The sequence below is a fragment of the Flavobacterium sp. CYK-55 genome, assembly GCF_018413465.1.
Taxonomy (GTDB): domain Bacteria; phylum Bacteroidota; class Bacteroidia; order Flavobacteriales; family Flavobacteriaceae; genus Flavobacterium.
On record NZ_JAHCDK010000001.1, the window covers coordinates 110407 to 131958 of the forward strand.

Below are 21552 nucleotides of genomic sequence, written 5' to 3' on the forward strand. Positions count from 1 at the left end.
TTATAATATTGTGCAACTGATTAGTAGTTCCACATATCTTGTTCAAAATTACGAATCTTTTCTTTGATACGTTCTGACTCAAGAAGCTGCATTTGTGCATTGTCTCTTTCGTAATCTGCAATGTTACGGTCACCATACACATTCTCTTCTTTATAAATCACGCCATTAAATCTGCGAGAGTTCAAAAGATGATCAAAAGTGATTGGCTGCGCAGAATTTTTGTCATTAAAAGCTTTCGCTTCGTGCAAAACATCTCTGATGGCAGGAAAATACACCCAGAAAAGTTCTATAACATCTGGATTTTCAGCTCCGATATCACGAGCCTCTGGAGAAACAGGACAAATACCCAACAACCTGTATTTTAACTCACTTTGACGTTTGTCAAAATACCAATAACCTTTGATTTTGTATCCCGTAATGTCTTGGGCTGTCAAATCTTTAGTATTGATGTATTGAGGATCAAGAACTTTTCTTCCGGCTTTGTAATCGTCATAAAAGTTGTTGATCTCATCAAGACCAGTTTGGGTGGTATCAACGTATTTAAAAGATGATTGCATATCTTTTAATGTCTTCTTGGTATTGAAGTAATCATCAGCATATACCTCAGTAATTTTGCCACTTTTGATACCGTTAAGTAAAACTGTAAACAATGATCTACGGTCTTTACCTATGTTGGCAGTATCAATTGGATAGTATAGCGGAAAATTAATTCTTTCATCAAGATCAATGAGTTCCCAAATACTCTTACCCATCAATACATCTCTGTCATGAACATAACCATAGGGTAACGGTTTGTCATTATCAGAAATCAATTGTGCAGGCGTTTTCTTGCCGATGTCACTTGGGGTTTTTGCATTCAGCAAATTTGATTGTGCTGAAAGCTTACCAGCTGTGATGGCCAAAAGTACCAATAAACAATTTCTTAGCTTCATCTTTATTATTGTTAGGGTTATCTGAGGCTTTTAAAAGATTTCCTCAGATGATTATTGTATTTCGTAAATAACCGGCGAACACTTAGGCGGGATAATATTTGAAGCTACACCTACAATCTTAGTTTTAATATCATAGATTGTAATTTGATCACCTCTACCAGCTCTGGCAAGTGCGGCTTTACATTGACCATTAACGCGGTCACCATTTACAATTATAGCAGCCTGACCAGGTACTTTGAACGTAAATTGAGTAACTTGGAAATTCAAATCATATAAGAAGTCAGGTAGTTTAGCCGTAATCTGTGAAACCTCTAAACGTGACTTAGCGCCTTTTGTATTGCCCATTTCACCGCCTATAGCACCTTGCGGACCAGGGATATTTTTGATACGGAATACCTTTTTATCTGAAACAGTTTTCCCATCTGACATTTTACCAGACACAGACACGGTAACTTCAGTTCCGGTACCAGGGTTTAAATTGTACTTACCATTTTGACCAGCTTTTGCTAAACCTGGAGCTGATGCAGTAACATTATTGTCAGAAATCCCGGCAAAAGATATAGTCATTGGGTTAGGCAATCCACGATAAACAACGTTCATTTTATCTGCGGAAATATTAGCAGAATTTGGGCGAGGAACAACCACATATTTACCTTCGAAAGGCAAATTAACTGGTTTACCATCTTCCATAAAAGTAAAACTACCTTTAAGGTTTTGCTCACCAATACTTCCAGCAGTAGAGTTAATCACGGCTTGACCGTTAACAATTTTACCAGGTCCATTAAAACCGGCTACTTTAACATTTTCGTCATACTTACCAATAACAACTTTACCGGTTACCTGTTCTCCTTGGAAATAAACATTTTTGTCAAGAGCGACAATAGCTTGAAAGTTTTTAAGTGACATTGTTTCGATAGCAGCTTTACCTAACAATACACTATATACATCAGCCTCTGCTTTCTTAATATCATTTTGTGCCAAAGCTATTTTAGCAAGTGTAGCAATTGCAGGGAAGCCTTTGAAATGATAGTCAAGATATTTTTTCTTAACACCTTCACCGTCTTTGATGTCTGCTGTATTAAACTTAGCATCAATCTCGCGAACAATTGGAGTCAACTTAACATTACGCCCCAAAATTGATTTCATGTCTTTCAAATATTGGTCATAGTGAGAAATAATCTCTTTCCCTTTTGCTGAATACCCATCACCTTTGAACCACTTTTCATCAATATTTGATTTGTCCATTGCTTCATAAGGCAACTTACCGGTTTTTTCTTCAACCGGAAAATCTTTAGAAATTTCAGACTTTACAGTTTCAAGGTAATCATAAAACTTTTTAGAAGCATCCTTAACCTGATTTGCATCTTCTAAGGCCACTTTGAAAGTTGCATTTTCAGCAGCTTTAGAGGCTAATACTGACAGCATCTCTTCATTCGCTTTCTTTGCTCCTTTATTTACATCTTCAAATTTTTCGTTCATCAATCCAAACGCCGATAATACTTCTTTTGACATGTTTAATGCCAACATCGCGATGAAAACCAAATACATTAGGTTAATCATCTTCTGTCTAGGGGTTAATTTTCCTCCTGCCATTTTTTCTTAATTAATTTTCTTGATTATTACTAGTAAAAATGTGAGAAAAATTATCCTCTGTTACTCATTGCAGAAAGCATTCCTCCGTAAACATTGTTCAATGAAGACAAGTTAGAAGTCAATGACTGCATTTGATCTTTCAATTTAAGGTTGTTTTCGGCTACTTCGTTATTGATTTGTGCGTTTCTAGAAGCACTTTCTAATTGAATTTTGTACAGGCTATTCAAAGATTCCATTTGAGCAGCAGCTGTATTCATTTCTTCACTGTATTTTTTAGTAGAAGCAATAGCGTCAACTGTTGGAGAAATGCCTTTGGCAGCACCTTCAAAGTTACGAATGCTATTCCCTAAGCTAGCCATAAGATCCGCATCAATCTTAGCTTCTTTCAACATATTGTCAAGTTTTTGTGAAAGCAACCCTTGAGCTTCTTTTGGATCTTCTTTTTTATCTTTTTTTCTAGCTTCACCACCGGCTAATTCTGGGTAAACTAACGACCAGTCAAGTTCTTCATCTGGTGTTTCAAACGCTGAAAGACCAAAGATAAAAGCTTCAGTACCAAGACCTATAATAAGCATCATACTCGCTCCCGGCCAGTGCATCAGTTTAAAAAGAGCTCCAACGATTACTACTGCCGCTCCCATACCGTAAGTGAAATTCATTACTTTTTTGCTTAAAATTGCCATAATTAAAATTGTTAGTTAGTTAAGTTAATTAATATAAAAATTGGTTAATAGTCTTATTTTTTCGGCGCTTTGCCATTGCCTGTAGTTACAGTTCCCATATAATCTTGTACAGTTCTAAAGCCTATGTAGCTTCTGGCAGTATCAGCATATTCAAAATCGCGAGTGCTAACTTGAATAAAATATGCAACATCTTTCCATGATCCACCACGAACTACTTTACGCATATTCTTGTTGTCAGGAACATTTGGATTCATTGAAGAAACATATTCATATGCACCAGCATCGTATGATGAGTCAGTCCACTCAGCTACATTCCCAGCCATGTTATAAAGATTATAACCATTCGGCTCAAAAGATCTTGCTTCAACAGTATATAAAGACTGATCTGCCGCATAATCACCTCTGTTAGGCTTAAAGTTAGCTAAAAAACAACCTCTATCGTTCTTGGTGTAAGGGCCACCCCATGGATATGAACCTGATTGAAGACCTCCGCGCGCCGAATATTCCCATTCTGCTTCAGTTGGCAATCTAAATGAGTTTGTCAAATCTCTCCCTTTCTTCTTAGACTTAATCCAAGTATTTTTCTTTAAAGTCCTCCAAGCACAAAAAGCCTTTGCTTGTTTCCAATTAACACCAACAACAGGATACTCAGAATAAGCCTGGTGCCACAAATAGTCATTGTGCATTGGTTCATTGTATGAATACGCAAAGTCTTTAATCCAAACAGTTGTATCTGGATAAACTTTGGTCTGCTCAGTCTTAATAAAATCCTTCCTTCTTCCGGTTTTAGCCTTAGCAGCAGCTTGAATATCCATCCAAGAATAACGGAATTTTAATTTATTGACATCAATAGTTCTTAACCCATTATATGATTCCGCAACAGGCAGGTACATTGTATCCATTACTTCAGTATAATACTCATCAGGGTATTTTGAAGTATCTTTAATGAGCTTAACTTTTCTGTTAAGCTTTCTACCAGCATACGGATCATCATCTGTACCAACGCTGTAATAGTTCTCATACATGTATTTGTCGTATGGAGTCATCTTGGCTGGATCTGCATCATTAAAAGCAAAGTCCCCGATACTACCTGATGACTTACCGCCTCCTTTTCCGCCCTTAGCACCACCTCCAGCAGCACCTCCTCCTCCAACTTCATCAGCTAGAATTGCAAGACGAACACGAATAATCGAATCTTTAACCCATTCAACAAACTCTCGATACTCACTATTGGTGATTTCAGTCTCATCCATGTAAAAAGAACGAACTGTTACAGTTTTAGTTGGAGCATCCTGAACATTGGCCAAATCATCATCTGATTTCCCCATGATGAAAGAACCACCAGGAACCAATGTCATTCCATATGGTTTTTCCGGATGCCACTTCCTTCCTTTGACTCCTACCAATTCACCTTTGTCACTCGAGCCTCCACAGCCGATTAACGTAGCTAAAATTACCGAAAATGAAATGAATTTCTTCATATAATTGGGGTTATGAAATGTGTTTATAATTTGAGGCCGTAAACCTATTTATTATTTTTTAAAAAAGCAATTAAATGTTATTAAATTTTATTAAGGCTACTACCAATGCTTCATTACACTTTCCAAAAGTAGAATTAATATTAGAATTAAAAAAACTTTTTATCGACAAAATACATAAATCATCGATAAAATGCGTCTTTATAGATGTTTTTGTAATCTATATATTACAATTAATACTTATTGAACATTAATCTGCAATGTTTAGGTATACTCAAAATTTAAATAATGTTTTTTCTTTGTGCCTTCCACCATCGCTCAGGTATCTCTTGATTACAAGCTTTAATGTATTCATCATACGAACACGGTAACAACGTGCATTTTTTTAATTTATTATTGGCTGATGAAATATGTGGAATTTCAATCCACCAACGCTCTGTTTTATCACTTTTGTAAAACACAAGTTCGTCATCATCAATCGGAACGATATATCGGATATAGTTTTCTTTGCTTCCATATGGATACTCATTTGAACGATAGTGATATCCTTCTATAAAATACCAAACAACTTGAGCCATCAAAACAGCTTCATTTGCCGTGCCTTGTTGATTAAAAATACCAAATACTGAAACCTTGTCGCTCAAGCCGGAATAACGAGCCAATGCGCAAATTTCTTTTCCACTAAAACCGTTGGGCGAAAAATTAATAAAATTACCTGAATCTGAAGATTTGACAGAAGCCAAATCTAAAGAAACCATATCAGCATCTCTAAAAACTGGCTCAGAAAGAGTTATATCGCTTGATATATCACCTAATCTGTAAGCATCAAAAAATAACTTTTCAATCAAATCAATCTCTTCTTGCGAATTAAAATAAGTCTGATATCCAATATTGCAGAAGTTGAACAAATTGTTTGGCTCATCCAAAACAATTTTAGTTAAATACGAATGTACAGAAATCGAGTCCTCTTCTTTACCAAAATCAAAACGACTATCAATAGAAACCAAATTGACCATTTGTTCAAGTTGATCATAAGCCCGATAAAGAGGATAGGTCAAATCCTGCGTACCTCCAACAACTATGGGAATTATGCGGTTTTTTAGCAACGCCGAAACAACTTGTTGCAATGCAAAGTAAGTGTCATTTATAGAATTTCCTGGTAGAATATCGCCCAAATCAGCAATTGATGCTTCCCAATTTCCAGGAAATAATTTATAAAACTCAGACCTGAAGTAATTTAAATCATGTTCGGCGTTATGACCACCGCGGTTTTCAGCAACACCAATAATCGCCAACTTTATTTGAGCAAGGTCAGGAAAAGAATCTTGTGTATGAAATACAATTTTGCATCCGAGTTGCTGAGATGACAAATCCTTTATCATGTTTTGAATTTCTTCGGCAACTGGTTCCAAAAAACTAAATTCCATGGTTTATTTCTTTTTTGTGGTTGATTTTAATCCCGCTTTCTTGGTCGTGGGCTTTTTAGCAGGAGATTTTTTCTCTATGAGTTCTTTAACCTGATCGAGTGTTAGTTTAGAAGTATCAACTTCTTTACCTAATTCTATCTTGAGTTTCCCTTGGGTTATAATTGATCTGCCCCAGCGTGCTTTTTCAACCAAGATACCTTCTTCTTTCCAATGATGAATAACTTTATCAATATCTTTTTGCAGTTTATCCTGAATCAATTCTTGAACATCACTTTGAGAAAGCCGGTCAAAATTGTACTTCTTGCTCACGTTGATAAACAATCCGTTCCATTTGATGAATGGCCCAAATCGACCCACCCCTTTTTGCACAGGCATATTTTCATAAGTAGCTATGGGCGCATCTGCCTGCAACTTCTGATCAATCAACTCTTGAGCACGAATAAGGTTAACATCTAACGGATCTTCCCCTTTTGGCAAGGATATAAAAGTGTTTCCAAATCTAACATACGGCCCGAATCGACCATTGCTTACTTCAACTTCTTCACCTTTATATTGACCCAAAATCTTCGGAAGCAAAAACAAATTCAAAGCTTCCTCAAGGCTAATGGTACTAATATTCTGATCTGACTTCAAACTAGCAAACTTTTTATCATCGTCTTCGGCTTCACCAATTTGAGCCATCGGACCAAATTTCCCCAAACGCACACTTACCTGACGGCCTGACTCAGGGTCAACACCTAAAATACGCTCTCCACTTTCGCGCTCAGCATTGGCTTCAACTTCAGTAACATTAGGGTGAAATGTATTGTAAAATTCGCTCATCATGGTTTGCCAATTGGCATTCCCCTCAGCAATTTCATCAAAATCTTGCTCAACCTTAGCCGTAAAATTGTAATCGAGAATATTCCCGAAATTCTTCACCAAAAAATCGGTCACAATTGTTCCAATATCTGTGGGCACTAATTTACCTTTATCTGAACCGGTGTTCTCTTTGAGTTGCTGACTCGTCACCACGCCTGATTTTAAAACCAATTGCATATACGGACGTTCCTGCCCTTCTAGATTTCCTTTTTCAATATAATTTCGATTGATGATGGTTGAAATAGTTGGCGCATACGTTGATGGTCGACCAATACCTAATTCTTCTAACTTTTTCACCAAAGAAGCTTCAGTATAGCGTGGCGCTGGTCGAGAATAGCGCTCTGTAGCCACAATAGCCGGACATTGCAAAGATTCGTTGACTTTCATTGCAGGCAACATTCCTTCTTGTTCTTCTTCATCATCATCGTTGCCTTCTAGATATACTTTTAAGAAACCGTCAAAAAGCAAAACTTCGCCCGAAGCAGCAAACAATTCATTGTGGTTATTGGCTTGAATTTTTACAGAAGTTCGCTCTAATTCAGCATCACTCATTTGTGAAGCGATGGTTCTTTTCCAAATCAAATCATACAATCGCGCTTGATCGCGGTCAATGTTCACGGTGTGTCGCGACATATCTGTCGGGCGAATGGCCTCGTGCGCCTCTTGAGCACCTTTGGCTTTGGTCAAAAATGAACGTGACTTGGCATATTGTTCGCCATACGATTTTTTAATTTCAGCTTGCGCCGCACTCATGGCTTCTTGCGACAAATTTACGCTGTCGGTTCTCATATAAGTAATCAAACCCGCTTCATACAAACGTTGTGCTAATTGCATCGTAATTCCTACCGGAAGATACAACTTACGCGCAGCTTCTTGTTGCAAAGTCGAAGTCGTGAACGGAGCCGCCGGAGATTTTTTGGCCGGCTTGGTTTCAAGATCAGAAACCTTATATTGTGAAGATATACTTTTGTTCAAGAAATCTTCAGCTTCTTTTTGTGTATTAAAACTCTTAGATAATTTGGCTTTGAACGATTTACCGACTGCATTGGTAAACTCAGCTGTCACTGAATAACTCGCCACCGCTTTAAATTCTTGAATTTCTCTTTCGCGCTCCACAATCAAACGAACCGCTACCGATTGCACACGGCCAGCAGAAAGTCCGCCTTTTACTTTACGCCACAAAACAGGAGAAAGTTCATAACCCACCAATCGATCTAAAACACGTCGTGCTTGTTGCGCATTGACTAAGTCATAATTAATTTCACGCGGATGATCAATGGCTTTAAGAATCGCCGTTTTGGTAATTTCATGAAAAACAATGCGCTTGGTTTTGTTTTTATCGAGTTTGAGCTCTTCAGCCAAATGCCAAGAAATGGCTTCTCCCTCACGGTCTTCATCGGAAGCCAACCAAACCATATCTGCGCTTTTTGACAAAGTTTTGAGTTTAGAAACCAATGCTTTCTTATCGGAAGAAACTTCATATTTAGGTTTAAAACCATTCTGAATATCCACGCCAATTTCTTTAGAAGGCAAATCAGCTATGTGTCCATAACTCGATTCAACTTGGTAATCACTTCCGAGAAATTTTTCAATGGTTTTTGCCTTGGCAGGCGACTCAACAATCACTAAATTCTTTGCCATAATCCTATTTTATTCCGCCAAATCTGATGAATCAGTGTGGTGGCAATTTGGGGCAAAAGTATCTATTTTTTTTAAACAAGCTGTATTTGAACGAAATTTTGAACGTTTCACCGATGTTTTGACATTGTTTTTATGAAACAAACTACTGATTTAAAGACGCCTGATTAACAAAAACAATACATCATACCTTAATATATTATCAACTTAAAATCCTTTGCTGACATCTTGTCATATTTTTTTGAATTTGTATTATCTTTGCCGTCCGCATTTACAGTTATTACAACTTATGGAAAAGACAATGGACGAAAATCGCCAAGGAGAAACTTTGGTCATGGATCAACAAAATCAAAACACCAAAAAACTTTTTATAGAAAGCTATGGTTGTGCAATGAACTTTGCCGATAGCGAAGTAGTTGCTTCCATCATGGCTACCAACGGATACAACACTACCCAAAACCTTGAAGATGCTGATTTGGTTTTGGTCAATACTTGCTCTATTCGCGATAAAGCCGAACAAACCGTTCGCAAGCGTCTTGAAAAATACAATGCCGTAAAGCGCAAACAAAATCCAAACATGAAAGTAGGCGTTTTGGGTTGTATGGCCGAGCGATTGAAGAGCCAATTTCTTGAACAAGAAAAAATTGTTGATTTGGTGGTCGGGCCTGATGCCTACAAAGATTTACCGAATTTATTACAAGAAGTCGAAGCCGGAAACGATGCGATCAATGTGATTCTTTCAAAAGAAGAAACCTACGGTGATATTGCTCCGGTGCGCTTGATGAGCAATGGCGTAACCGCTTTTGTATCAATCACCCGAGGCTGTGACAATATGTGTACTTTTTGCGTGGTTCCGTTTACCCGCGGACGCGAAAGAAGCCGCGAACCACAAAGTATTTTACAAGAAATCAAAGATTTGGCCGAAAAAGGCTATAAAGAAGTAACGCTTTTGGGCCAAAACGTCGACAGTTATTTATGGTACGGCGGCGGACTCAAAAAAGATTTTGACAATGCCTCTGAGCTAGCCAAAGCCACTGCCGTAGATTTTGCGCAGTTGCTCGATATGGTAGCGGTGACTTTCCCGAAAATGCGCATTCGCTTCTCGACCTCAAACCCACAAGATATGCACGAAGAAGTGCTGCATGTGATTGCCAAACACCGCAACGTTTGTAGCCATATTCACTTGCCGGTTCAATCGGGCAGCGACCGGATTTTGAAATTGATGAATCGTCAGCACACGCGCGAAGAATACATGGCGCTGATTGACAAAATCAAACAAATCATTCCTGATATTGAAATCACCCAAGATATGATTGCGGGCTTCCCGACTGAAACCGAACAAGACCACCAAGATACTTTGAGCTTGATGGAATACGTTCAGTACAATTTTGGTTATATGTACGCCTATTCTGAAAGGCCGGGCACACTAGCTGCGCGCAAAATGGAAGACGATGTGACCGATGAAGACAAATCGCGCCGTTTGCAAGAAATTGTTGATTTACAAGGAAAACACAGTACCATCCGCACGCGTCATTATGTAGGTAAAACCGTTGAAGTTCTGGTTGAGAAAACCTCAAAACGCTCTGAAAACGATTTATCAGGAAGAAATTCGCAAAGTATTACCGTGGTTTTCCCAAGAGAACATTATAAAATAGGTGATTTTGTCAATGTTGAAATTACCGATTGTACCAGCGGAACCCTGATTGGGAAAGCCGTTGGTTACAGCGATATGAACTAGAAGTTCAAACCAATTATTTTTAATTATGGAAAGCGTTCAGGCCATCAAACAGCGATTTGAAATTATCGGTAACGATCCGAAACTCAATCGCGCCATTGAAAAAGCCATTCAGGTTGCCCCGACTGATATTACCGTATTGGTATCGGGCGAAAGTGGCGTGGGTAAAGAGAATATTCCGCGTATTATTCATTCGCTTTCACACCGCAAACACGGAAAATACATCGCTGTCAACTGTGGTGCCATTCCCGAAGGAACCATTGACAGCGAACTTTTCGGACACGAAAAAGGTTCCTTTACCGGAGCTACCAATACCCGCGAAGGTTATTTTGAAGTAGCCAACGGCGGAACGATTTTTTTAGATGAAGTGGGTGAGCTTCCGCTGACCACACAAGTCAGATTGTTACGCGTGCTTGAAAATGGAGAATTCATCAAAGTGGGTTCGTCGCAAGTACAAAAAACCAATGTGCGCATCGTGGCCGCCACCAATGTCAATATGCTCGATGCGATTCAAAAAGGAAAATTCCGCGAAGATTTATACTATCGTTTGAGTACGGTTGAAATTTCCCTTCCGCCGCTGCGCGAACGCCAAGATGATATTCATTTGTTGTTTAGAAAATTTGCTGCTGATTTTGCCCACAAATACAAAATGCCACCGCTCAAATTAGAAGATCAAGCAGTTCAGGTTTTGCAGAAATTTCGTTGGAACGGAAACATTCGTCAGCTTAGAAACATTGCCGAACAAATCTCAGTTCTTGAAACCAAACGCGACATCACAGCTTCAATGCTGCAATCTTATTTGCCACTAGAGAACAATCATCTGCCATCAGTGATTAAAGACAGTAAATCTGAAAGTGACTTTAGCACCGAACGCGACATCTTATATAAGGTGTTGTTTGACATGAAAAGCGATTTGAATGATTTGAAGAAACTCACGCTTGAACTCATGAAAAATGGCTCCGGAAAAGTGCAAGACATCAATCCGAATTTGATTCAAAAAGTATATGGCGCGCAGTCATTTGACAATGAAATTTCATTTGAGCACACGCCTAATACTTCGGTGATTGCTCACAATCAGAATCCGACGGTTTATACTGAAGCCGATGAGCCTTTTCAATTTGCTGAAACCGTTGAAGAAGAAGAAATCCTTAAACTCGAACAAAAAGAAATCGAGCTCATCAAAAAATCACTCGAAAAAAACAAAGGAAAACGCAAAGCTGCTGCTGATGAACTGGGTATTTCGGAGCGAACTTTATACAGAAAAATCAAACAATTTAATTTATAGCCAGAGAAGTTTTTAAATATCTTTGGCCTTTTGAATCAGATGAAAAACCTGAAAATATTTATTGTTCTTTTAACAGCTAGCTTTTTGCAAGGTTGCTCAGTATATAACTTTACCGGTGCAGGAAAAATAGACGCCAAGACTTTTCAGGTGAATTATTTTCAGAATTCAGCAGCTTTAGTCGAACCGGGCATTGATAGAACCTTCACTCAAAAATTGCAAAACCTGATTCAAAACCAAACTACTTTGAATTTGGTTAACACCGGTGGAGATTTGATTTATGAAGGTGAAATTGTTGATTACCGCATTAGTCCAACAACCGCTACTGCTGACCAGCGCGCTGCCGAAAGCCGATTGAGTATTACTGTGAATGTGCGTTTTTCAAACAAAAACAAAGAAAGCGACTCATTTGAGAAAAGATTTAGTTTTTTTTACAACTTTCCCGGAACACAGCAATTGGTAGGCTCTGAACTCAGCACGGCATTAGATGAAATTTTTGACAGAATCACCCAAGATATCTTTAATGAGTCATTGGCTAAATGGTAGAACAAAAAATAATTAGTAATTTGGCCAACTCTTAAGTCAAAGCGATCAACTCAGTCATGAATGTATCTGAATTCACATCACTGATCAACCAACCCGAACTTGTCAATGACAAACAAACGGATGTATTGGAGAAAATCGCTCAGGAGTTTCCGTATTTTCAGAGTGCGCGCGCCTTATATCTCAGAGGTTTATACAATCAGAATAGTTTTAAATACAACTATGCGCTGAAAATTGCAGCGGCACATACTACTGACCGCAGTGTATTGTTTGACTTCATCACTTCAGATTCTTTCAACAACATTACCTCAAATGAGGAGACTGTTTTGGCAAGCGAAGAGACAACAGAAGTTACATTTCAAGAAGCGGAAATTGAAATTCCCCAAGAAACTGAGGTCAAACTTGAACAACGAGACAACACCATAGAGCAATCTTTGCTTGACTCAATTAAAGAAGCTGAAGAAGCGCAAATTGAAACAAAAGTTACTGAGCAAATCACTTCTGAAATACTTGAGCCTATAGTTGAAGAAATTGAATCCGAACAACAAGAAATAACTGAAGAGATTCGCGAAGAAAAGCTCGACATTGGAAAACCCTTGAATTTTACCATTGGAGAAACACATTCATTTCAAGAATGGCTGCAACTTTCGAGTTTAAAACCAATTCAAAGAACTGAAAATCCAGAACCAGAACCACCAGCTTCCGAAATTGACTTCGAGAAGCAAAAAAAAAACGAACTAATTGACAAGTTCATTGAGGCGAATCCAAAAATACCAAAGATCAAACCTGATGCGCCGCTCCCAACTGTTTTTTACGAATCTAGCAATGCAGATGCCAGCGCACTGATGACCGAAACTTTAGCGCGGGTTTATCTGGAACAAAAAAAATATCAAAAGGCGATTCAAGCTTATGAAATTTTAATTTTGAAATATCCAGAAAAAAGTAGTTTCTTTGCAGACCGAATTTTAGATATCAAGAATTTACAACAAAATAACAAGTAATAATGAGTACATTTTCTATTTTCTTAGTATTGATTACCATCGTATGTTTTCTGTTGATCATTGTGATCATGGTTCAAAACCCTAAAGGTGGAGGTTTATCATCAACCCTTGGCGGATCGCAAATGATTGGTGGTGTTCAAAAAACCACTGACTTTTTAGATAAAAGTACTTGGACTTTGGGCGGATTGTTGATTGCCTTGGTTTTACTTTCTAGCTTGAGTTTTACCAATGCTGGTGGTGACCAAAATTCAAAAATCATTGACCAAACTGAAGCCGCTGCTCCTAAAACAACTGAGCCTGCAGCAGCAACTCCTGCAAAAGAAACTCCTGAAACTGAAACTCCGGCAACACCAGCTCCGGCTGCTCCGGCACAAAAATAATCGAAACATTTCGACTCGAATGCCAGCATTGACATGCTGGCATTTTTTTTACGCAAAAATGTCAGTTTTTAGGCCATGGCACAATTTCTGACCGGCGCGCGCCAAACATTATAATAACACATAAAAATATTCACTTATGGCATTAAAAATTAAACCGCTTGCAGACAGAGTGCTCATTGAGCCAGCTGCCGCAGAAACCCAAACAGCTTCGGGTATTATTATTCCGGATACCGCAAAAGAGAAGCCTCAAAAAGGAACAGTTGTAGCCGTGGGCAATGGTAAAAAAGATCATACCATGACCGTTCAGGTGGGCGATATGGTTCTTTATGGCAAATATGCCGGCACCGAACTAAAATTGGACGGAAAAGATTATTTAATCATGAGAGAAGACGACATTCTGGCAATTGTTTAACATTCAGAAAAAAATTAAAAACACACATTATGGCAAAAGATATCAAATTTGACATTGAAGCACGCGACGGTTTAAAACGCGGAGTGGATGCTTTGGCGAATGCAGTAAAAGTAACTTTAGGTCCTAAAGGAAGAAACGTAATTATTTCCAAATCATTTGGCGGACCAACAGTAACCAAAGATGGCGTTTCAGTAGCCAAAGAAGTTGAATTAAAAGACACGCTCGAAAACATGGGCGCGCAAATGGTCAAAGAAGTAGCTTCAAAAACCAACGACTTGGCCGGTGATGGAACCACAACCGCTACGGTTTTAGCACAAGCCATTGTAAAAGAAGGGCTCAAAAACGTAGCTGCCGGAGCCAATCCGATGGATTTAAAACGCGGCATTGACAAAGCAGTTGAAGCGATTGTTGCCGATTTGGGCAAACAAGCCAAAGAAGTAGGATCATCTTCAGAAAAAATCAAACAAGTGGCTTCAATTTCTGCCAACAATGATGAAGTAATTGGCGATTTAATTGCCGCAGCCTTTACCAAAGTAGGAAAAGAAGGTGTAATTACCGTTGAAGAGGCCAAAGGAACAGATACTTATGTAGACGTGGTAGAGGGAATGCAATTTGACCGTGGCTATTTGTCTCCATACTTTGTAACCAATCCTGAAAAAATGGAAGTTGAACTTGAAAGACCGTACATTTTGTTGTACGACAAAAAAGTATCATCACTCAAAGAATTGCTTCCGATTTTAGAGCCGGTAGCACAATCTGGCAAACCACTTTTGATTATTGCTGAAGACGTTGATGGCGAAGCGCTTTCAACTTTAGTAGTCAACAAATTGCGTGGTGCCCTTAAAATTGCAGCCGTAAAGGCTCCTGGTTTTGGTGACAGAAGAAAAGCAATGCTTGAAGATATTGCCATCTTAACCGGCGGAACTGTGATTGCCGAAGAAAGCGGACACACGCTTGAAAACGCAACGATTGATATGCTCGGAACCGCTGAAAAAGTAACCATCGACAAAGACAATACTACCGTAGTGAACGGTGCCGGAAAAGCCGAAATGATTCAAAATCGCGTGAATCAAATCAAAGCACAAATGGAAACCACAACTTCAGATTACGACCGCGAGAAACTACAAGAGCGTTTGGCTAAATTGGCCGGCGGTGTGGCAGTTCTTTATGTAGGCGCTGCTTCAGAAGTTGAGATGAAAGAGAAAAAAGACCGCGTTGACGATGCGCTTCACGCTACACGTGCTGCCGTTGAAGAAGGAATCGTAGCCGGTGGTGGCGTGGCGTTATTGCGCGCCAAAAAAGTTTTGGATAAAATCAAAGCCGACAACGCTGATGAAGCTACCGGAATTCAAATTGTTGCTCGTGCCGTTGAATCGCCATTGAGAACGATTGTTGAGAATGCCGGATTAGAAGGTTCAGTTGTAGTTGCCAAAGTAAGCGAAGGCAAAGACAACTTTGGTTACAATGCCAAAACGGATGAGTATGTAGATATGCTCAAAGCAGGTATCATTGATCCGAAAAAAGTAACCCGAGTAGCACTTGAAAATGCTGCCTCGGTTTCAGGTATGATTCTTACCACCGAATGCGCTTTGGTAGATATCAAAGAAGATGCACCAGCTGGCGGAATGCCAATGGGCGGTGGAATGCCGGGCATGATGTAATCATTTCAAATACTAAAAATAAAAAACCCGAAGTTGAATGCTTCGGGTTTTTTTAATGTTTATTCGGCTTTAGCCTTAGGTTTTTTGAAAAGCTTCATCAAAACCGGAAAAGTAGAGATTATGATGATTCCGATGACAATCCATTCAATATGGTGTTTGAGATCAATCCCGTATCCTAAAAACATCCCGTATAAATAATGCCCGGAGAAAATCAAGGTAAAAGACCATAAAAACGAACTCAGAACATTAAAGAACATAAACTTCTTTTTGTCCATTGAGACGATTCCGGCCACAATGGGCGCAAAGGTTCTGAAAATGGGTAAAAAACGCGCAAAGATGATGGCTTTTCCGCCATATTTTTCAAAAAAATCTTTAGACTGAAACAAGTACTTTTTCTTAAACCAAAACGTATCTTCTTTTTTGAACAGATAATACCCACTTTTGGCACCAAACCAATATCCGGCCATGTTTCCTAAAACTCCAGCCAGTGCAATGAGTGTTGATAGAATGGTCACATTCATAAAATCGCCACCAATATAAGCGACATTTTCAACCAAATCACGACTGTAAATTCCTGAGAGAAATAAGAGACTGTCACCGGGCAAAAAGAATCCGGCAAACAAACCCGTCTCGGCAAAAACAATGAACAAAACAATAAACAAACCCAATTGAACTCCGGCCAATTCAAAGGTAATGTAGAATTCCGGATTGAGTAATTGTGTCCATTCAAATTGATTCATCTTTTTGGTTTTATTTTAGAGTTCGTGAAAGTAAGAATAATTTAAGTTTCGCACAATTTATCGTACGACTTTAAAGCAATCTTAACGCTTGGTTATTGGCGTTCGTATTTGCAGCAACTATGCAAATTTTCATAAACAGAATCCTCCGCCTTGACTTCTTCAGAATCATGACCCACAGCAGCAATGGCTTTTTTGACAGCAAACAACGTGGTTTTTTCTTCATTAATAATCAAAGTCAATTCATGCGTATTCATATCCCAACTGGCCGATTTAACGCCCGAAACACTTAGTGCCGCTTTTTCAATGCGTTTTTTACAAGTTTCACAATTGCCGTTGACCTCAATAGTATATTGAGCATTTTTGTTTTTGATTTGTGCTTGAACTCCCGTCAAAGTGAGCATCAAGCAAAAAGTCATCAATAGTGTTTTCATAATGTATAATTTTTAAAGTTTATTTTATTTTGAACCGAAGCCCGGCATAGTACATTTGCCCATAAATAGGTGCGTAAACAATAGATGCATCAAAAGTATTTCCAAACGGATTTTGCGCACCCAAAACGGCTTTTTGCTGTTTGTAATTAGTTAGATTTTCTGCGCCAACATATACCTCAAAAACTGATGAAAAAGTCCTGGTTATTTGTGCATTGATTACCGAAAAACCATTCACCTGAACCGGAAGTTGATCTGCAGCAGGATTTGAACCTGTATAAGGCAATTTTTGAGGCCCGAGCCAATTGAGCGTAGCATCGAACTTCCATTGGCGGCCTTTTTCAACAATATGCGTTGCATAAGCCAAATTAACAAAAAACCGATGCTTGGCCTGAAGCGGTCTTTGAGCCCTACCTGACCAATAATCGGTCTGAATATCATAGTATTTGTAGGCAGCTCGAAGATCAAAATGTTTTTTGAGTTCTAGGTTAAAATCAAACTGAAAACTATGGGCAAATGAAGCTCCTTTGAGGTTATAAAGCAATACTTGCTGTGAATCGGAGTATAAATCAACTACAACTTGTTGGGTAAAATCTGTTCTGTAAAAATCGAGGTTGACATCAGCTTTTTTACCGAATAAAGTAAAGGCTTGTTGAAAACTCAAACCGTAATTCCAAGCAATTTCAGGATCTAAACCATAAATATTTCCGTGGTGGTCAACTAAAGAAAATGAGCGATTGCTGGCCATGAGGTTTTGATTTTCGGCAAAAACATTGGCGGCTCTTTTTCCGCGACCGGCAGATAATCGCAAAGTAGCTTTTTCCCAAGGTTGATAACGCAAATGCAAACGCGGTGTAGCAAAAGCACCTAATCGATTTTGGTAATCAAAACGCCCGCCCAAAACCAAACTGAAATTGTCGGCATTGTCATAAGTATATTCAAAGAAAATACCGGCAGAATTATCGGTTCGGCTCAAATCGGCACTTTGCCATAACTCATCGTAAACATCGGCTGTAAAATTAAAACCGGTGGCAAACTTATTTTTAGTGTTGTTGATGATGGAGTTAAAAATCAAATTTGAATAATAGCTGCGCTGACGGATGTTATAAGTATTCAATCCAAAATACGATTGCTGGTTGTGATGGCTCAAGGCATTCTGAAAACCGATGCTTTGAAACGGCATATCTTTAAAAACATAACCTATTTTGGTGGCTATATCAAATCGTTCTGTATTGATTTCTGAACCCCAATAGCGCTTGCTGCCAACATGTTGCGTTCTGTCAAAAAGCGTTTGTCCGGCCAGTTTATTGTCGCGCATGAATTTGGCGGTAATAAAAGCTACCCAACCCGTTTGGCTATTGGCATATTGCCAGCGATTGACTAGGTTAACTTGTTTGCTCAACGGATTATCCAGAAAACCATCATGGTTCATGTCGTTTTTGGCCTGACGCATATTGCCATGCCAATACAAACTAGTTGCCCATTTTTCGTTGAACTTATGATTGAAATGTGTATTGAGTTCAAAGCGTGCATCGGTTGAACCGTATAAATTAAGATAAAACGGAATGTCTTTGAGTGGTTTAATGAGTTCGGTATTAATCTGGCCCGAAATACTTTCATAGCCATTAACCACCGAACCGGCTCCTTTGGTAATTTGAATGCTTTCAACCCAAGTTCCTGGGGTAAATGACAATCCATAAGCCTGTGAAGCGCCCCGCACCGAAGGAATATTTTCTTCAGAGATGAGCAAATACGGACTCGTCAGCCCCAACATTTTGATTTGTTTGGTTCCGGTAAGCGCGTCTGCAAAATTGACATCAATGGCCGGATTGGTTTCAAAGCTCTCGGCCAGATTGCAACAAGCTGCTTTGAGTAATTCTTTGCTGCTCATCACCATGGCATTTTGGGTGAGGCGATTTGATTTTTGAAGGCTTTTGCGTGAGTTTTCGATTTGGACATTCTTGAGCGTATCTTGCGCAAAAACAGATATCGATATTAAACCTAGCCACAAAAGCAGTGAGGTTTTTAAATACATAAAAAGGTTGATAATGTGAAACAATCAGGTGAATCCTGCTGAAAAACACTATCAGACCTCGTAGAATATATATTGAGAATAAAGCCGATACAACGGCGGACCGTTGGCATCGCAGTAATGTGCTAAAAAAGGATTGCTCTGACGTATGGCAATTGAGGCAACATATACCGTTTGCACAACTAACGGGGCAACAAAATCAATGGCTGATAATGAAAAAGATTTCTGAAGTTGACTGTCAGTTTTTTTCTGCAACAGCACTTTTTTGTTCTTGCAACATGAAGAACTTTCTTCTTTCATTCCGCAGCAAGATTTATCCTTTTGGGGTTTTGAAAAAGAAGTTGAGAAATCAATCGAGCGAACCTGACCCCCGCAATAATGCAAATTCATGGTTAATCCAAATTGGGAAACCAAGAGCATCAGACTGAGCCATAAACTCATTTGTTTTTGAAATCTCATGGCGCAAAAGTAAAATTTCTCATCAGAATAAAAACCAATAATTTGTTAAAAATCAAAGCTCTACTATTTGCCCCATTCGAGCTACGCCACAATCAAAACCGTATTTTTCTTGAATTTTTATGCGCAATTCATCAGCAGCTTGATTCTCGCCGTGTACCAAAAATACTTTTTGAGGTTGGGTTTTGAGTTCAGACAACCAATTGAGCAAATCCGCTTGGTCTGCGTGGGCCGAAAGCCCTTGAATTTCTTGAATATGAGCGCGCACTTGATAATATTTCCCGCGGATTTTAATTTCCTGTGCTCCTTCGAGCAACTTCCTACCTCGTGTTCCTTCGGCTTGATAACCAATGATGACTATGGTGGTTTCTGGTCTTTCGAGATATCGCTCCAAATAAGTCAAAACGCGTCCACCGGTAAGCATGCCACTAGCCGCTATTACCACTTTGGGTTGATGGTCAAAAACAGCTTGTATGGTTTGTTCATAATCTGATATAAACTGAAACGATTGGCACATTTCACGACAATCATTTTCTGAAAGTTTATGCCATGAGCGATTGTTCATAAAAACATCCAAAACATTAATGCCCATAGGCGTATCAATAATAAAAGGAATATCTGGAATCCTATCTGTTTTTCTGAGCTGCCAAAGCAAATACATGACACTCTGAGCGCGTTCAACGGCAAAACTTGGGATGATTACTGTTCCGCCTCTATCAAAAGTATTGTTGATATAAGCTTCAAGTTCGACAAGAACATCAGAGTCCGGGTGTAAACGGTTGCCATAAGTACTTTCAAGAAAAACATAGTCTGCTTTTTGAGGTTTGGTTGGAGCAAACATAAGTACATCATTATCACGACCAATATCGCCAGAGAAAACCAATGTTTTGTTTTCAAGCTCTAGAGCAATGCTGCAAGCGCCCAATATGTGCCCGGCATTGGTAAAAACCGCTGAGATTTCTGCATCTAAAACCAATGGTTCATTAGGTTTGACGATTCTGAATTTTGAAAAAACAGCTTCAGCTTGGGCTACATTATACAAAGGTTCAGCAACTTCATGCTTTGAATAATGCTCTTTATTGGCTTGATCAGCTTCTTCCTCTTGAATTTTGGCGCTGTCGAGCAAAATGAGTTTGGCAATGGCCGCAGTTGGCGATGTGCAATATATCTTTCCTGAAAAGCCTTGGTGCACCAATCGCGGAAGCCATCCGCAATGATCTAAATGTCCGTGGGTGAGTAAAACACAATCAATCGTTGAAGGCAAAACAGGCAATGGTTCCCAATTGAGTTCGCGAAGTGATTTAATACCTTGATATTGTCCGCAATCAACTAAGATGCGCAGACCGTTGCTTTCGATAAGGGTTTTAGAACCGGTAACCGCTCCGGCTCCGCCCATGAATTGAATTTTCATAATTTACAGTTGTTGTTGACAAAGCTCACGGGCTTCTTTGAGAATATTTTTAATTCGATTGGCACTCAAATGAATATCATCAAGTGCCGATGTTTGATGTAAAAGCTCTTTGACCAATATGATGTTTTGCTCCATGAGTTGATTTTTTTCATTCAAAGTCAAAGTCGTTAAACAAGTTATCGGATACAGATTATCGGCATCAATTTTATCGCGCAAATTGCTTTTTTCAGGATAATCCCAACTGAGTAAATGAAGACCTGAGCAGCGTCCGAATCTGAGCGCGTCAGAACTAAATCGATTATTGGTTACAATCCAACAATGATGAATTTGACACAAAGCATCAAATAATAAATGTTCTTGATTTTTTAAATCATTAAACCGAGAAAGTATATACATAGGCACTTTGACATCGGTAACAGATTCGCGTTGGGCATGAAATTTACATTCAATCATGGCGCATTGATCTTGTTTTTTGACCACCACATCAATTTCATGCGAAACACATTTCCCTGCCAATATTAAATTAGTTTGGGTTTGAAAACCTTCGGCTGAAAAAAGTCTGGCTATATATTTTTCAAAAAAGAAACCTGCCGGGCCTAATTGCTCAATTGCTTGTCTGAGATTGTAACGAGCTGCGTGTGAATGTGATTTTTTTTTGAGTAAAGCAATCGCCGTTTTATAGATTTGTCGCGTAGATATTCCTTCAAATATTTGATTTTGAATTTGCTGAAGAATTCTGCTCACCGTGGTTTGATCTGCCCCAGATTTCACAAGAGAGTTTTGAAGTTTTCTGGCATCAAACTCAACCAATTCTCCAGAGTTTTTTTGAATTTTCATGGTATAAATCTCATTTGCTTAA

At 38.9% G+C, this 21552-nt stretch carries 19 protein-coding genes; 7 read left to right on the forward strand and 12 right to left on the reverse strand.

All coding sequences use genetic code 11. The features are described from left to right. Nucleotides 1–20: 20 nt before the first annotated feature. From gldN to topA, 6 genes are all read right to left on the reverse strand, one after another. Nucleotides 21–932 (reverse strand): gliding motility protein GldN, encoded by a 912-nt coding sequence (gene gldN / locus KIH23_RS00485; RefSeq protein ID WP_213210680.1) that lies wholly within the window; start codon nucleotides 930–932, stop codon nucleotides 21–23. Nucleotides 933–983: 51 nt separating this feature from the next. After that, a complete protein-coding gene (gene gldM, locus KIH23_RS00490; protein ID WP_213210681.1) occupies nucleotides 984–2525 on the reverse strand; it encodes a gliding motility protein GldM in 1542 nt (513 codons plus the stop codon). 50 nt (nucleotides 2526–2575) lie between these two features. Continuing rightward, on the reverse strand, nucleotides 2576–3208 hold the full coding sequence (gene gldL / locus KIH23_RS00495; RefSeq protein WP_213210682.1) for a gliding motility protein GldL: 633 nt from the start codon (nucleotides 3206–3208) through the stop codon (nucleotides 2576–2578). Between the two features lie 53 nt (nucleotides 3209–3261). Continuing rightward, a complete protein-coding gene (gldK, locus tag KIH23_RS00500) occupies nucleotides 3262–4689 on the reverse strand; it encodes a gliding motility lipoprotein GldK (RefSeq protein WP_213210683.1) in 1428 nt (475 codons plus the stop codon). Nucleotides 4690–4967: 278 nt separating this feature from the next. After that, the gene (locus tag KIH23_RS00505) at nucleotides 4968–6113 is read right to left on the reverse strand and encodes a formimidoylglutamase (RefSeq protein WP_213210684.1); all 1146 of its coding nucleotides are present in this window, start codon (nucleotides 6111–6113) and stop codon (nucleotides 4968–4970) included. Between the two features lie 3 nt (nucleotides 6114–6116). Further along, nucleotides 6117–8615: a type I DNA topoisomerase gene (topA, locus tag KIH23_RS00510; RefSeq protein ID WP_213210685.1), complete on the reverse strand. Its 2499-nt coding sequence runs from the start codon at nucleotides 8613–8615 to the stop codon at nucleotides 6117–6119. 286 nt (nucleotides 8616–8901) lie between these two features. Between topA and miaB the strand changes: the two genes are divergently transcribed. The 7 genes from miaB (at nucleotide 8902) to groL (ending at nucleotide 15626) form a co-directional block, all read left to right on the forward strand. Continuing rightward, nucleotides 8902–10350 carry a tRNA (N6-isopentenyl adenosine(37)-C2)-methylthiotransferase MiaB gene (gene miaB, locus KIH23_RS00515; protein ID WP_213210686.1) on the forward strand — a complete coding sequence of 483 codons (1449 nt, stop codon included), beginning with the start codon at nucleotides 8902–8904 and terminating at the stop codon, nucleotides 10348–10350. Nucleotides 10351–10375: 25 nt separating this feature from the next. Continuing rightward, nucleotides 10376–11632 carry a sigma-54 interaction domain-containing protein gene (locus tag KIH23_RS00520; protein WP_213210687.1) on the forward strand — a complete coding sequence of 419 codons (1257 nt, stop codon included), beginning with the start codon at nucleotides 10376–10378 and terminating at the stop codon, nucleotides 11630–11632. 39 nt (nucleotides 11633–11671) lie between these two features. Next, nucleotides 11672–12175, forward strand: coding sequence for an LptE family protein (locus tag KIH23_RS00525; RefSeq protein ID WP_213210688.1), 504 nt, complete (start codon nucleotides 11672–11674; stop codon nucleotides 12173–12175). 263 nt (nucleotides 12176–12438) lie between these two features. Beyond that, nucleotides 12439–13173, forward strand: coding sequence for a tetratricopeptide repeat protein (locus tag KIH23_RS00530; RefSeq protein ID WP_317197012.1), 735 nt, complete (start codon nucleotides 12439–12441; stop codon nucleotides 13171–13173). 2 nt (nucleotides 13174–13175) lie between these two features. Beyond that, a complete protein-coding gene (gene secG, locus KIH23_RS00535; RefSeq protein WP_213210690.1) occupies nucleotides 13176–13553 on the forward strand; it encodes a preprotein translocase subunit SecG in 378 nt (125 codons plus the stop codon). A gap of 136 nt (nucleotides 13554–13689) precedes the next feature. Further along, nucleotides 13690–13965: a co-chaperone GroES gene (groES, locus tag KIH23_RS00540; RefSeq protein ID WP_213210691.1), complete on the forward strand. Its 276-nt coding sequence runs from the start codon at nucleotides 13690–13692 to the stop codon at nucleotides 13963–13965. Nucleotides 13966–13994: 29 nt separating this feature from the next. Then, nucleotides 13995–15626, forward strand: a complete 1632-nt coding sequence (gene groL, locus KIH23_RS00545) for a chaperonin GroEL (protein ID WP_213210692.1) — start codon at nucleotides 13995–13997, stop codon at nucleotides 15624–15626. Nucleotides 15627–15685: 59 nt separating this feature from the next. Here groL and KIH23_RS00550 read toward each other — a convergent pair whose 3' ends face one another. The 6 genes from KIH23_RS00550 to KIH23_RS00575 form a co-directional block, all read right to left on the reverse strand. Then, on the reverse strand, nucleotides 15686–16366 hold the full coding sequence (locus KIH23_RS00550; protein WP_213210693.1) for a DedA family protein: 681 nt from the start codon (nucleotides 16364–16366) through the stop codon (nucleotides 15686–15688). A 92-nt stretch (nucleotides 16367–16458) separates the two neighbouring features. Continuing rightward, complete coding sequence (locus KIH23_RS00555; RefSeq protein WP_213210694.1) at nucleotides 16459–16797, reverse strand: heavy-metal-associated domain-containing protein; 339 nt, start codon at nucleotides 16795–16797, stop codon at nucleotides 16459–16461. Nucleotides 16798–16816: 19 nt separating this feature from the next. Continuing rightward, nucleotides 16817–18829 (reverse strand): TonB-dependent receptor plug domain-containing protein, encoded by a 2013-nt coding sequence (locus KIH23_RS00560; RefSeq protein ID WP_213210695.1) that lies wholly within the window; start codon nucleotides 18827–18829, stop codon nucleotides 16817–16819. Nucleotides 18830–18880: 51 nt separating this feature from the next. Then, complete coding sequence (locus tag KIH23_RS00565; protein WP_213210696.1) at nucleotides 18881–19267, reverse strand: HYC_CC_PP family protein; 387 nt, start codon at nucleotides 19265–19267, stop codon at nucleotides 18881–18883. A 70-nt stretch (nucleotides 19268–19337) separates the two neighbouring features. After that, nucleotides 19338–20693: an MBL fold metallo-hydrolase RNA specificity domain-containing protein gene (locus KIH23_RS00570; protein ID WP_213210697.1), complete on the reverse strand. Its 1356-nt coding sequence runs from the start codon at nucleotides 20691–20693 to the stop codon at nucleotides 19338–19340. 3 nt (nucleotides 20694–20696) lie between these two features. After that, on the reverse strand, nucleotides 20697–21530 hold the full coding sequence (locus KIH23_RS00575) for an ATP cone domain-containing protein (protein WP_213210698.1): 834 nt from the start codon (nucleotides 21528–21530) through the stop codon (nucleotides 20697–20699). Nucleotides 21531–21552: the final 22 nt, after the last annotated feature.

Excerpts from the sequence above, each read along its gene's own strand:
- gldN (WP_213210680.1), bottom strand. The coding sequence starts at position 932 with ATGAAGCTAAGAAATTGTTTATTGGTACTTTTGGCCATCACAGCTGGT.
- gldM (WP_213210681.1), bottom strand. The coding sequence starts at position 2,525 with ATGGCAGGAGGAAAATTAACCCCTAGACAGAAGATGATTAACCTAATG.
- gldL (WP_213210682.1), bottom strand. The coding sequence starts at position 3,208 with ATGGCAATTTTAAGCAAAAAAGTAATGAATTTCACTTACGGTATGGGA.
- gldK (WP_213210683.1), bottom strand. The coding sequence starts at position 4,689 with ATGAAGAAATTCATTTCATTTTCGGTAATTTTAGCTACGTTAATCGGC.
- KIH23_RS00505 (WP_213210684.1), bottom strand. The coding sequence starts at position 6,113 with ATGGAATTTAGTTTTTTGGAACCAGTTGCCGAAGAAATTCAAAACATG.
- topA (WP_213210685.1), bottom strand. The coding sequence starts at position 8,615 with ATGGCAAAGAATTTAGTGATTGTTGAGTCGCCTGCCAAGGCAAAAACC.
- miaB (WP_213210686.1), top strand. The coding sequence starts at position 8,902 with ATGGAAAAGACAATGGACGAAAATCGCCAAGGAGAAACTTTGGTCATG.
- KIH23_RS00520 (WP_213210687.1), top strand. The coding sequence starts at position 10,376 with ATGGAAAGCGTTCAGGCCATCAAACAGCGATTTGAAATTATCGGTAAC.
- KIH23_RS00525 (WP_213210688.1), top strand. The coding sequence starts at position 11,672 with ATGAAAAACCTGAAAATATTTATTGTTCTTTTAACAGCTAGCTTTTTG.
- secG (WP_213210690.1), top strand. The coding sequence starts at position 13,176 with ATGAGTACATTTTCTATTTTCTTAGTATTGATTACCATCGTATGTTTT.
- groES (WP_213210691.1), top strand. The coding sequence starts at position 13,690 with ATGGCATTAAAAATTAAACCGCTTGCAGACAGAGTGCTCATTGAGCCA.
- groL (WP_213210692.1), top strand. The coding sequence starts at position 13,995 with ATGGCAAAAGATATCAAATTTGACATTGAAGCACGCGACGGTTTAAAA.
- KIH23_RS00550 (WP_213210693.1), bottom strand. The coding sequence starts at position 16,366 with ATGAATCAATTTGAATGGACACAATTACTCAATCCGGAATTCTACATT.
- KIH23_RS00555 (WP_213210694.1), bottom strand. The coding sequence starts at position 16,797 with ATGAAAACACTATTGATGACTTTTTGCTTGATGCTCACTTTGACGGGA.
- KIH23_RS00560 (WP_213210695.1), bottom strand. The coding sequence starts at position 18,829 with ATGTATTTAAAAACCTCACTGCTTTTGTGGCTAGGTTTAATATCGATA.
- KIH23_RS00565 (WP_213210696.1), bottom strand. The coding sequence starts at position 19,267 with ATGAGTTTATGGCTCAGTCTGATGCTCTTGGTTTCCCAATTTGGATTA.
- KIH23_RS00570 (WP_213210697.1), bottom strand. The coding sequence starts at position 20,693 with ATGAAAATTCAATTCATGGGCGGAGCCGGAGCGGTTACCGGTTCTAAA.
- KIH23_RS00575 (WP_213210698.1), bottom strand. The coding sequence starts at position 21,530 with ATGAAAATTCAAAAAAACTCTGGAGAATTGGTTGAGTTTGATGCCAGA.